General features: G+C 33.7%; 13 protein-coding genes. 10 read left to right on the plus strand and 3 right to left on the minus strand.

The window, feature by feature from the left end:
• The 8 genes from HYN86_RS19320 (at position 1) to HYN86_RS19360 (ending at position 6,467) form a co-directional block, all read left to right on the plus strand.
• The gene (locus HYN86_RS19320) at positions 1–1,104 is read left to right on the plus strand and encodes an MBL fold metallo-hydrolase (RefSeq protein WP_113679527.1); all 1,104 of its coding nucleotides are present in this window, start codon (positions 1–3) and stop codon (positions 1,102–1,104) included.
• 243 nt (positions 1,105–1,347) lie between these two features.
• A complete protein-coding gene (locus tag HYN86_RS19330) occupies positions 1,348–2,472 on the plus strand; it encodes a lactonase family protein (RefSeq protein ID WP_113679529.1) in 1,125 nt (374 codons plus the stop codon).
• A 66-nt stretch (positions 2,473–2,538) separates the two neighbouring features.
• The gene (locus tag HYN86_RS19335) at positions 2,539–3,063 is read left to right on the plus strand and encodes a GNAT family N-acetyltransferase (RefSeq protein WP_113679530.1); all 525 of its coding nucleotides are present in this window, start codon (positions 2,539–2,541) and stop codon (positions 3,061–3,063) included.
• A 94-nt stretch (positions 3,064–3,157) separates the two neighbouring features.
• Positions 3,158–3,718: an LOG family protein gene (locus HYN86_RS19340; RefSeq protein WP_113679531.1), complete on the plus strand. Its 561-nt coding sequence runs from the start codon at positions 3,158–3,160 to the stop codon at positions 3,716–3,718.
• A gap of 182 nt (positions 3,719–3,900) precedes the next feature.
• Positions 3,901–4,368 (plus strand): SRPBCC family protein, encoded by a 468-nt coding sequence (locus HYN86_RS19345; RefSeq protein ID WP_113679532.1) that lies wholly within the window; start codon positions 3,901–3,903, stop codon positions 4,366–4,368.
• Between the two features lie 100 nt (positions 4,369–4,468).
• Entirely contained in the window at positions 4,469–4,837 is a 369-nt protein-coding gene (locus tag HYN86_RS19350; protein ID WP_113679533.1) for an iron chaperone, read from the plus strand.
• Between the two features lie 37 nt (positions 4,838–4,874).
• Entirely contained in the window at positions 4,875–5,774 is a 900-nt protein-coding gene (locus HYN86_RS19355; protein WP_113679534.1) for a TlpA family protein disulfide reductase, read from the plus strand.
• 9 nt (positions 5,775–5,783) lie between these two features.
• The gene (locus tag HYN86_RS19360) at positions 5,784–6,467 is read left to right on the plus strand and encodes a 2'-5' RNA ligase family protein (RefSeq protein ID WP_113679535.1); all 684 of its coding nucleotides are present in this window, start codon (positions 5,784–5,786) and stop codon (positions 6,465–6,467) included.
• A gap of 59 nt (positions 6,468–6,526) precedes the next feature.
• Here the strand turns inward: HYN86_RS19360 and HYN86_RS19365 are convergent, their stop codons facing one another.
• Genes HYN86_RS19365 through HYN86_RS19375 form a run of 3 tightly spaced genes read right to left on the minus strand, consistent with a single transcriptional unit; the run spans position 6,527 to position 9,518 of the window.
• Positions 6,527–6,889 carry a VOC family protein gene (locus HYN86_RS19365; protein ID WP_113679536.1) on the minus strand — a complete coding sequence of 121 codons (363 nt, stop codon included), beginning with the start codon at positions 6,887–6,889 and terminating at the stop codon, positions 6,527–6,529.
• A 4-nt stretch (positions 6,890–6,893) separates the two neighbouring features.
• Positions 6,894–7,364, minus strand: a complete 471-nt coding sequence (locus HYN86_RS19370; RefSeq protein WP_113679537.1) for a DUF4348 domain-containing protein — start codon at positions 7,362–7,364, stop codon at positions 6,894–6,896.
• 6 nt (positions 7,365–7,370) lie between these two features.
• Entirely contained in the window at positions 7,371–9,518 is a 2,148-nt protein-coding gene (locus HYN86_RS19375; RefSeq protein ID WP_113679538.1) for a cation:proton antiporter, read from the minus strand.
• Positions 9,519–9,819: 301 nt separating this feature from the next.
• On the opposite strand from HYN86_RS19375, the gene HYN86_RS19380 reads away from it, so the two are divergent.
• Positions 9,820–11,247, plus strand: coding sequence for an L-serine ammonia-lyase (locus HYN86_RS19380; RefSeq protein ID WP_113679539.1), 1,428 nt, complete (start codon positions 9,820–9,822; stop codon positions 11,245–11,247).
• Positions 11,248–11,369: 122 nt separating this feature from the next.
• Positions 11,370–12,560, plus strand: a complete 1,191-nt coding sequence (locus HYN86_RS19385; RefSeq protein WP_113680008.1) for an SH3 domain-containing protein — start codon at positions 11,370–11,372, stop codon at positions 12,558–12,560.
• Positions 12,561–12,570 lie beyond the last annotated feature (10 nt).

Consider the following 12,570-nt stretch of genomic DNA (forward strand, 5'->3'; position numbering starts at 1 on the left):
ATGATCCCATCCCTAATTGCGTTATTTCTAATTACCCTTCTCGTTTACAAATTTCTCCAGCATCCAAAATTCGGAAAAACACCTTATGGTCCAAGATTAACTGCAATTCAGAATTCACCTCACTATAAAAATGGAAAATTCGAAAATCAGAGTTTCACGCCAGATCTTGCCGAAGGAGCAAGCTTTGTGGGAGTTTTGTTTGAATTCTTCTTTAAAAAAGTAGATCGAAAAATCCCAACTGATTTGATTCCGTCCGTAAAAACTAATTTACACGAATTACCAATTAATCAGGATGTTTTGGTTTGGTTTGGGCATTCGTCTTATTTCATTCAGCTGGAAGGAAAGCGTTTTTTAATTGATCCCGTTTTCAGCGGCAACGCCTCTCCTATTCCCGGCACAACAAAATCGTTTAAAGGTGCTGATATTTACACCGTTGATGATCTTCCAGAAATTGATTATTTATTGATTACACACGATCATTACGATCATTTGGATTATGAAACTATCCTAAAATTAAAATCCAAAACTAAAAAAATAATTACTGCTCTTGGAGTGGGTTCTCATTTTGAATTTTGGGGTTTTTCTGCGGATAGTATTATTGAAAAAGATTGGTACAGCACAATAGTATTAGATGAAAATCTAACTATTCACACGACGCCTTCCAGACATTTTTCGGGCAGAAGTTTTAAACGCTGCAATACGCTCTGGACTTCTTTTGTTTTAGAAACGAAAGATTTTAAAATGTATCTGGGCGGAGACAGCGGTTACGATTCGCATTTTGCTGAAATCGGCGAAAAATATGGACCTTTTGATGTTGCGTTAATTGATAACGGCCAATACAACGAAAAATGGAAATACATTCACAACATGCCAAATGATGTGATAAAAGCCATGAAAGATTTAAAAGCCAAAAGAGTTTTTCCAGTTCATTCCTCTAAATTTGCATTATCACTTCATTCTTGGGATGAACCGCTAATCAGAGTGACAGAATTAAATAGTTTATCTGAAAATCCAATTCCGTTAATTACACCAATGATTGGCGAATTAGTTGAATTGAAAAATGAGAATCAAGTATTTAAACAATGGTGGAAAGGGGTTAGGTGATTTTTAATGGTGAATTGTGAATTGTGAATTGTTGATTTTACTTGAAACTTGAAACCTGAAACTAAATATTTTCAATGTCACCCTGAGCGTCCCGAGAATTCGGGCACCACGCAAAGGGCTTCGACTTCGCTCAGCCTGACAATGCGGGCAAAAACCTCAAACCTCAAACCTGAAACTTGAAACCTGAAACTTGAAACCTGAAACTTGGAACCTGAAACTTGAAACCTAAAAATTTCAAAAGAAATGAAACAAAAAATAACTTTCTTAACCATCATCTTTCTCCTAACGTTTAACCTGTTTGCTCAAAGTAATTATGTCTTTTTAGGGTCTTACAATCGTGATAAATCGGCAGAGGCTATTCAGGTTTATCAGCTCGATACTTTAAGTGGTAAATTGGTAAAGTTTGCTTCAGTTAAGAACGTTGTTAATCCTTCTTATTTAACTGTTTCTCCTAACGGTAAATTTGTTTACGCGTGTACCGATACCAAAACGCCGAATGCGGGAAGTATCAGCAGTTTTGAGTTTGATCCTGCTGCTAAAAGTCTGACTTTTCTAAACAGTCAGAGAAGCGGGGGCGAAAATCCTGTTTACGTTGCTGTTCACAAAAGCGGCAAATGGATTGCCAATGCCAATTATACAGAAGGAAGTGTTTCTGTTTTCCCGATTTTAGAAAACGGAAAAATCGATTCTATTGCACAGAATTTTCAATATATGGAAGGAAGTACGAACAAAGAAAGACAAACAAGATCTCACGTTCATTCCTCTGTATTTTCTCCTCAATTTGATTATCTGTTTTTACCCGATTTAGGTGCCGATAAAATTCGTTGTTATGCATTTGATGAAAATCAGAAAAAGCCATTAGTGGAAACAAAAAATCCATTTACTAAAACCGATTTAGAAGCCGGCCCAAGGCATTTTGCTTTTCACCCAAATCAAAAATTTAGTTATTGTATTGAAGAAATGGCGGGACAAATAAGTGTTTATCAATATGAAAATGGCGTTTTAAACAAAATCCAGCGCATCGCCGCTCATCCTGATAAAATAAAAGAAGGTTTTGAAAGTTCTGACATTCATATTTCACCAGACGGAAAATTTCTTTATGCCACAAACCGCGGTAGAGAAAACAATATTGCTATTTTCTCTATTGACGAAAATGGTCTTTTAAAAAATATTGGTTATCAATCAACTTTAGGAAAACATCCTCGAATTTTCGCCATTGATGAAAATGGTAAATTTTTGATTGCATCTAATGTTCTTACGGGCAATGTAATTGTTTTTAGAAGAGATTCTAAAACTGGATTGCTAAAGAAAGTGGGGAAAGAAATTAAAATGGAAAATGTTTCCTGCGTGCAGATTAAAAAGATTTAATTTATTTTATAATGAGATACTCTACGATTAATCTCAACTAAAAAACTAACTATAAAACCTCAAAAAATGACAACATCATATTTCAACTTACAGCCCGATTTTTTAGAAGATGAAATCATAAAATTAATTCCGTTAGAAGAAAAACATTTTGAAGAATTATTTGAAGTCGCTTCAGATCCATTAATTTGGGAACAGCATCCTGCAAAAGAAAGAAGTAATAGAGAAGGTTTTAAAACTTTCTTTGAAGCAGGAATAAATTCTAAAGGCGCTTTTTTAATCTTAGATAAGCAAACCAGCGAAATTATCGGAACTACACGTTACTACGATTATAAACCAGAAAATTCAAGTATTGCAATTGGATATACTTTTTTGGCGAGAAAATTTTGGGGCGGACCTTACAATAAATCCTGTAAAAAACTATTAATTGATTATGCTTTCCAATATGTAAATTCGATAATATTTCATGTTGGAGCAGAAAATTTCCGTTCGCAGAAAGCCGTTTTAAAACTTGGAGCAGAAAAAATAAACACTATGGTGGTTTCAAATAATGGTGTAAATTTGCCGCACTTTGAATATGAGCTAAAGAAGTAAAGTTAATTTGAGCTTACAGTGTTCCATAAATAGTCATCGAGTAACAGATCACACGTAAACTTTAATTTTAAATTTTAAATTTCCAACAAAATAAATGAATAGAATTACAGTTTTCTGTGCCTCTAGTTTTGGCACTGAAAAAATTTACGAAGAACAAGCAATTGCATTGGGCAAAACTTTAGCCGAACAAAATATAGAATTAGTATACGGAGGCGCAAATGTTGGATTGATGGGCGCTGTTGCAGATGGAACTTTAAACGCGGGCGGAAAAGTAATTGGGGTACTTCCTAACTTTTTAAGATCTAAGGAAATTGCGCATCAAGGTTTAACCGAATTGATTTTGGTTGAAAGCATGCACGAGCGCAAAACTAAAATGAATGATTTATGCGACGGTGTAATTGCACTTCCGGGCGGTTTTGGAACTCTTGAAGAGCTTTTCGAAATGCTGACTTGGGCTCAATTGGGACTTCATAAAAAACCAATTGCAGTTTTAAATATAAATGGCTTTTATGATCCTCTATTAGAATTACTTCAAACTATGACTGAAAAAGGTCTTTTGAAAGAAGTAAATCAAAAAATGCTATTGGTAAGCGAAGATATTGATGATTTATTAGAACAAATGAAAAATTATACCGCTCCTACTGTAGGCAAATGAATCGATAAAGAGAAAGTTTAACTTGGATACAATATACTTCAATCATAAAAGAGTTACACTTTTAATTAATTTTTGACAGTTTTCCTACAGCAATTTCATAATTTAGAGGTCACAAGAAAAAACTATAGTTACGTTGTAAAAATCATATTACATTTAACTTATAACATCTAACCTTCAAGCAAATGAAAACAGAAAATAACAAATTTGCAAAAGCTGAAATGCTGATTCGGAAACCGGTTTCAGAAGTTTTTGAGGCTTTTGTAAATCCACAGATTACTAGTAAATTTTGGTTTACAAAAGGCTCTGGAAAGCTGGAAGAAAACCAAAAAACAGAATGGACTTGGGAAATGTATGGTTTTTCACTTACGGTTCAAACATTGGTTTTACAGGAAAATAAAAAGATTGTTATTGAATGGGGAAATCCAGACGAAATTACTTTAGTCGAATGGGTATTTAGTCCGTTAAACGAAAATGAAACTTTTGTAAGTATTATAAATTCGGGATTTCACGGAGACTCAGACAAAATAATCGATCAGGTTCGCAATTCTACAGAGGGTTTTACTTTGGTTTTAGCAGGTGCAAAAGCGTATTTAGAGCATAACTTACAATTAAATCTAGTTTTAGATCGTTTTCCAAAAGGATTAGCTTAAATTTTGTTTCATGTTATTTTAGTTTCATGTTTCAAGTTATTACAGAGAACCTCAAACTAAAAAAACCTGAAACCTGAAACTTTAAACTTAAAACAAAACCATGGAAGTAAAGAAACCTGAAAACATAGACGAATACATTGGCGGTTTTCCAAATGAATTTCAAGAAATTTTGGAGAAAATCCGAATGACGATTCAGAAAGCTGCGCCCGATGCTAAGGAAAAAATCAGTTATTCTATGCCCGCTTTTGAGCAAAATGGAATTGTGGTTTATTTTGCCGCTTTTAAAAATCATATCGGACTTTACGCACTGCCAACAGGCCACGAAGCTTTTGCTGCAGAACTTTCTAAATATAAATCTGGAAAAGGTTCTGTTCAATTTCCATTGAAAGAAAAAATGCCTTACGATTTAATAACCAAAATTGTAAAATTCAGAGTAAAAGAAAATCTCGAAAAATCGAAAAAGAAATAAATTTATCAATTGTGTTTTTGAAAAACTTGACCAGCCTATGAAAATCTTAAACCTTTTTTTTATTGGACTTTTAGTATCAATTAGCAGTCTTGCCTCTGCACAAAGCGACGCAGAGATAGAAAAAATGATTGTAGAACTGCACAAACCAACAAAAAAGATTTCAGATTCAATAGGGAAATTAATGCAAGAGACTAAATCAAAAATTGAAACTGAAATAGATTCTGTTGTCAAAGAGAATTTAAAACTACGTTCAGACACATTATTTAATGCATTTGATGATAATGCAATAAATGAATTGAAACAGGATTTTGTTTTTGCTAAAAAATATCCAAATTCACTAGCTGCATTAAAGTTACTAAGAAGGCACGTTAATCGGTTCATTGGTATGAATTTTTACGACACTTACGTAGAAGTTTTCCAGAACTTTTCTCCAGAGATTAGAAATTCTGAAAAAGGAAAAGAAATGGCTCAAAATCTTCAATATTTTAAACAGAGCAAAGTAGGAAGCACCGCGCCAAGTTTTAGTTTAGTAGATAGTAATGGAAAAACAATTTCAATTGATGATTTTAAAGGAAAACAATATGTTTTAATAGATTTTTGGGCAAGCTGGTGCGGACCATGCAGGGAAGAACTTCCATACATTAAAGAATTGTATAAAAAATACCATCAGCAGGGTTTTGAGATAATAAGCGTTGCAAAAGATGACAAACAAGATCTTTGGAAAAAAGCAATTGAAAAAGAGCAAATCGAAAGCTGGAGACATATTTTTACGTCTGAAGACAACAAAAACATCATCAAAAACTATAATGTTAATGGAATTCCTCATAAAGTTTTAATTGATAAAAATGGCATTATTATTGGGAAATGGAAAGGCAGTGGAGAAAACAATAAACATGATTTACAACAGCTTTTAAAATCTATTTTTGAAGCCGAATAGTACAATAAAATGAATTTATCCGAACACTATAATCAGCTTTATAAAACCTCTTGTGAAACTATTACAGCAGGCAAATATGGTATTGATGCAGAACTTAAAAACGATTCTGATTCTCGTTTCGGGATTACATTGCTTATTCGTCCAAACGAAGAAATTAAAGCCAATATTCAAAGATTTATAAACGAATTAAAAAAAGCAGAACCTGAACAGTATTTCTATCCTGATTCGGATATTCATATTACGGTAATGTCGATTATTTCTTGTTCTACAGCATTTGATTTAAATCAGATTTCGCCAAGCGAATACATCGAGATTATTTGCAGAAGCCTTGTAGATGTCGATAAAATAAAAATTCATTACAAAGGTGTAACTGCATCACCTTCGGCTATCATGATTCAAGGATTTCCATCTGATGAAACTTTGAATAATTTAAGAAACAGACTCCGCGAGAATTTTAAAAAGTCTGGTTTACAACAAAGTATTGACAGTCGATATGAAATTTTCACCGCACATTCTACGGTAATGCGTTTTCAGGAAAAACTTCATGATCCCAAAAAACTAATGGAAATAACAGAAAAATTCCGTGATTACGATTTTGGAGATTTTGATGTAAAAAATATAGAATTAGTATATAATGATTGGTATCAGCGTAAAAGTACTACGAGTATTTTGGGTGATTTTGGTTTGAGGTGATTTTGTTCGTCAGGAAATACACTATTCCTTATTTCAACTAACAAGCAGCTCTTCAAAATTTATTTGAACTTCCCAAAATGCCATAAAACTCCAGACGGATCATGCAAAAAACATTCGCTTCCCCAATCTAAATAACGAATTGGAGTTACTTTTACACCTTCATATTTTTCTTGAAGATTTAAAACTTGAAGATCATTATAATAACGCTCAACATCATCTACTTCAATAAAAATCATAGTATTGTCAATCCAGTCTTTGACGTACGCATCTTGCAGGTAGAATGCAATTTCATTGGATTTAAAAACAGACATTTTTGTATCTAAAACTGTCTCTTCAAATCCCAGATCACGATAAAAACTTCTCGAAATTTCGAAATCTTTAGAACCTATAAATGGTCGAATTGACTTTACATTGTGATTCATATTCCTAAATATTTATGTCGTTATAATAAATTAAAAACCATTTATTTCCAATCAATTTAAACTGCCTTTCGACTTCAAAACCGCTGTCTTGAATCCAAAATCTTTCGGTAATTAAAGTGTCGGTTTTCACCAATGAATGTTGATATTCTCCAATTTCAGTTTCTTCAGCGACAGGAATGACTTGAAACTGCCAGTTTTTTCGATTCCAGCTGTATTGTTCAAAACCAGAAACATGCTTACCTTCAATAGGAAAATCAACTCGTGAAACCTGAAAGAGAGAATCTGAATGAAATTTTTTGTTGAATTCTTCAAAGTTTTCGACTACTATCTTTTTCTTTGCTGAAGTAGTATCTACTGCATGTTCAATATTTTTTGGTTGAATTTCCGAAACTGAATTTGCAGAATCTCTATTTTTATTACAGCTGCTAAAAAGTATCAAAAAAATAAAACAAATTGTAAGTATAAGTGATTTCATGAATTTTTAACTTTTCTTCAAAATACTACCTAAACCGCGTCCAATTTGTTCAATGGCCTCGATACCTTTTGCCAGTGGCGATGCTGTAAAATCTTCGTAAGCGTCCATAGCACTTTCTTTACGATCGTCTTGCGGATAAACTAAAATAACGTTATTCTCTCCAAAAGATTTCTCAAATTTCTGAGGCAGTTTATCAAAAATTGATTGGTAAGAAACAGAACCTTTTCTAGACAAATTGAAAACGACTAAGTCAGTTGGTTTTATTTCGTCTGAAATAGCTTCAAAATCTTCCCAATCCATAACGCTTTTGAAAGCTAATTTTGCATTCAGTTTTAAATTATTAGCAATCTGCTGAATCGATTGGTGCGTTTTGTATTCGGCATAAACTATAATTGGAATACTCAATTCCTGAGACAAACGACAGATTTTCTGAATTAGTAACTGAAAGCCAACGCCTCTTTCTGAAAATGGCGGACAAACAAAAACCAATCTTTTTTCTTCAATAAAGTTTCTTTGAAAACGGCAGATAAATAAATTTTTATCTACATTATTAATTATCGAATCAACATTTTCCCCAAAGATTTTATCAATAAATCCTGTTTTTCTCGGCCATCCTACAATCACAATATCCGACATGATTTCTTTTGAAGTTCTTGCAATTCCACTTGCAGGATTGTGGTCGATTCTGGCAATTGTATTAATTTTCACTTCCGAGGCAGAAGCTTGAACCACAAACTTATCAACTGCTTTTCGGTACTTCATAATATTCTTTTCGGCTTGACCGTTATTCGGAACAATCGTCAGCAATGTAACGGGATTAGACGATTTTTTATCTTTTATCAATAAGGCAAAATCCAACAAACTGGCTGCCGCAGAAGTTTTTGCTAACGGAATCAAAATATGTTCATCTAAAATCTGATCTCTTTCAGTATCTTCATGTGAAATTTCTTCTTCGCAGATCGCAATTTTTTTAGCTGCTTTTTCAGTAGCAAATGAAGCTACAATACAGGTTATCAGGATTAAAATAATAGTTCCGTTTAAGATATTTTCGTCTAAGATTTTGGCTTTAAAACCAACTAAAATCACGGCTAGAGTTGCAGCCGCGTGCGCACTGCTCAATCCGAAAATAAGCTGTCTTTCTGTTTTGGTATATTTAAATACAAGCTGTGTAAAAAATGCTGCGATCCATTTTCCAAATATGGCAACAACGCTTAGAGTTCCCGCAACGATCAAAGCGGTTGGACCGCTGAGGATTACGCTTACATCAACCAGCATTCCTACTGAAATCAAGAAAAACGGTATAAACAAAGCGTTCCCAATAAACTCAATTCTATTCATCAAAGCAGAAGAATGCGGGATTAACGGATTTAGTGCCAAACCTGCAACGAATGCTCCAATAATAGGCTCTACTCCTGCTACTTCGGCTAAGAAAGCCGCAAAGAAAACTACAGAAAGTACAAATATATAATGGGCGTGTTTCTCACTTTCTAATTTTTTGAAAAACCATTTGGCAATTCTTGGAATAACCAAAAACATAATGGCAGAAAAAATCGCTAATGAAACGCCTAATTTGATCCAAAAAGCCTGATTTAGATTTCCTTGACTGCTTCCCATAATTACGGCAAGAATTATCAAAACCGCGGTATCAGTCAAAATTGTTCCGCCGACAGTAATAGCAACAGCCTGATTTTTAGCAATTCCCAGTTTACTCACAATTGGATACGCAACTAAAGTGTGCGTCGCGAACATACTAGCTGTTAAAAAGCTGGCATTAAAATCATATTTCAATAAATAAAAACAAACTGGAAAACCAATGGAAAGCGGAAATATAAAAGTAAAAAAACCGAATAGTAAACTCTTATTTCGATTGGCTTTGAATTCATTCATGTCCAACTCTAGACCCGCAATAAACATAATATACAGAAGTCCGATTGTGGAAAATAAATCTACCGCAGAATTTTTTGCCAGGATGTTTAATCCGTGAGGCCCAATAATCACTCCCGAAATAATAAGTCCGATAATTCCAGGGATATTGATTTTTTTTAGTAAAATCGGCGAAAGCAGGATTATAAAAAGTATTAAAGAAAAGATTAACACGGGATTGGTGAGCGGTAATTCGAATTCTTGTAATAGATGTTTGAAAAATTCTATCATATTGTAACTTTATCTTCTTGTGGCATTATAATTTGTAAAAAGACATTTTTCAGAATTAGAACAAAATCCCTGAAGTATTAATAATTGGAAAGAATCGCGCTGCTATTAACAGCTTAATTTACTACAAAAATACCTAAAAAACGCTAACTTTCTACGAAAACTGCATATTACGGATTTAAATTTATTTCGTTGACAAATTATTAATATTTAATATTTATTTTAACAAATACGCAAGATTAACAATCAAAAATAAAACATCATTGCATTATTCAATTATCTTTGTCTTAACAAAAATTGAACAATGGAAGAATGTATCTCTGTTTTTGATATGCTTAAAATTGGCGTCGGCCCTTCAAGCTCACATACTTTGGGTCCTTGGCGCGCTGCCGAACGCTTTTTGGAAGAACTGAAAGACGAAGCAATTTTAGAAGATATTACAAGGGTAAAAGTTGATTTATACGGTTCTCTTTCTTTGACAGGAAAAGGGCACGCAACAGATCTTGCCGTTATGCTCGGATTGAGCGGTCAGGATCCTGAATATATTCCGGTTGAGGATATCGCTGGAATTATCAAAAAAATAGAAACTACAAGCGAAATCAATTTGGGAAACCAAAAAGTAATTCCGTTTTATTTTCTCCAAGATATCGTTTTCAATAAAGACTTCCTTCCTTTTCATGCTAACGGATTGAAATTTACGGCTTACAAAGCTGATAATTCCGAATATGAATCTACTTTTTATTCAATCGGAGGCGGTTTTGTGGTAAAAGAAGAGCGAATCAATGCTAAACTGAAGGAAGTTATCAAATGTGCTTTTCCATATCCAATTCAAAAAGCTGCAGAATTATTGAATTATACAATTTCTGAAAACAAATCGATTTCTGAAATTGTGTATGAAAATGAAATTTCAATGCGTCCTGAAGCAGAAGTGCATTCTGAATTAATGCGTATTTGGAATACGATGTTAGAATGTATGTACATTGGCTGTCATTCTGAAGGAATTCTTCCAGGCGGACTTCATGTGCGCAGAAGAGCTTTTGACATGCATCAAAATCTTATCGGATTATCTAATTATAATGATCCGCAAAGCTGGCTGGAAGAAATAAGAAAAACGGAAGTTAAATTTCGCCAGATCCTAAAATGGGTTAGCTGTTTTGCACTTGCCGTGAACGAAGTAAATGCGTCTTTAGGTCGTGTTGTTACTGCTCCAACCAACGGAAGTTCTGGTGTAATTCCTGCTGTTTTAATGTATTATATGGTTATTGAAAACCACAATGCAGGCGAAAAAGAAATCAAACAATTTTTATTAGTTGCCGGCGAAATTGGAAGTATTTTCAAAAAAGGGGCGACAATTTCAGCTGCAATGGGAGGATGTCAGGCAGAAATTGGCGTTTCGTCATCGATGGCTGCAGCGGCGCTTTGCGAATTAATGGGCGGTACTCCTGCTCAGGTTTTAATGGCTGCAGAAATTGCGATGGAACATCATCTTGGTTTAACTTGTGATCCAATTGGCGGTCTGGTTCAGATACCTTGTATCGAAAGAAATACAATGGGTGCAATAAAGGCTATAAATGCGGCTGAATTGGCATTAGAAACTGATTCTAAAAATGCTAAAGTACCATTGGATAAAGTTATAAATACGATGTGGGAAACAGCAAAAGACATGAATTCCAAATACAAAGAAACCTCAGAAGGCGGACTTGCAATTGCCGTTAATATGGCCGATTGTTAAAAATATTTATTTGCCACAGATTAAAATGATTTTTTATGCAGATTTTTTTAAATCTGCGTAAAAACAAAATAAAAAAATCTGTGAAAATCTTTTTAATCTGTGGCAAAACCAAAATTAACTTCATGAAAAAACTTTACTTTTTACTTTTTTTCTGTTCGCTTTTACTGTATTCTCAAGAACGTTATTTTCTAAATTCTGATACCAGATTATACACTTCTCCAAACTCATCTGCTGCCTTTTTAGGTTATTTTAAATACGGTGCAGAAATTCGTTTATTAGGTGAAAGTCAAAATGGCTGGCGCAAAGTAAAAGCCGATAATTTTAATGAAGGATTTATTGAAGAGAAATATGTAGCTGCGAGATTGAATGCCAAAGACGTAAAAATTAAAGATCCTCAAAATCCAATTCTTGAAGGCGGCGCCTATTATGGTGGCAATCATCTTTTTATTTTAGCTGCCGGACTCAAAGCCAGGGCATTACCAGATAAAAATGCAAAAATTCGCGAAATTCTTTTTACCGGCGATGCTGCTGCGGTAAATTATCTTCCTGTAAATCCTGACGAATGGGTAAATATTAACGGTAGTTTTTCTGAAGAATATGCCAAATTTACACTGAGAAAATTTCTTGGTTTAAGACCTAATTTCGACGCTTTAATAAAAGATTTCGACAAACTGGACGTTAATGCAGTTGCTGAAAGAAAAACGCTAAGCGAAAGAATTGTAGAATTAGCTTGGAACAGCGGTTATTCTAGCTTAGTTCCAGCTTATAAAAGATACTCCGAAGTTGTTACGCAGTTAAACGATCCCAAATTAATCGCTGAAACCGAATTGAATATGGCTTTAGCCAAAGGTTTATCACAGCGCAAAAAGCTTGAAGATATTATCGCATTTTCGAAAAAATCGCATTATTCGTTAAGAGGATTTATAACTAATTCAGTGTATATATCGCAGACTGATTTGCTTAAAACATTTGGAAACCCTCCCAAGAAAACTCATATTTCAGATGAATGCGGTCTTTATTTAAGTGATTTATTTTACTATTATCCTGATTTAGAAGTTTCTGTAGATGAAAAACAAAACAAAGCTGAAATCATTAAAGTTTTCATCAACGAAAACAACAAATTCATCATAAATCAAAATGCCATTTTAGATTATACGCTGTCTGAAAAAGCTTTCATTGAAAAATATGGAACTTACATTGAAGCTTCTCTAAAATATCCGCACAAATACTTTATTATAATGGAAGACAGTCAATTTACATTAGAATTTAAAAACGGGAAGCTATTTTCTGTCGAAATATTCTATTATTGCTGATTCCCAGTTT

This window comes from Flavobacterium fluviale, from assembly GCF_003312915.1.
GTDB classification, from domain to species: Bacteria; Bacteroidota; Bacteroidia; order Flavobacteriales; family Flavobacteriaceae; genus Flavobacterium; species Flavobacterium fluviale.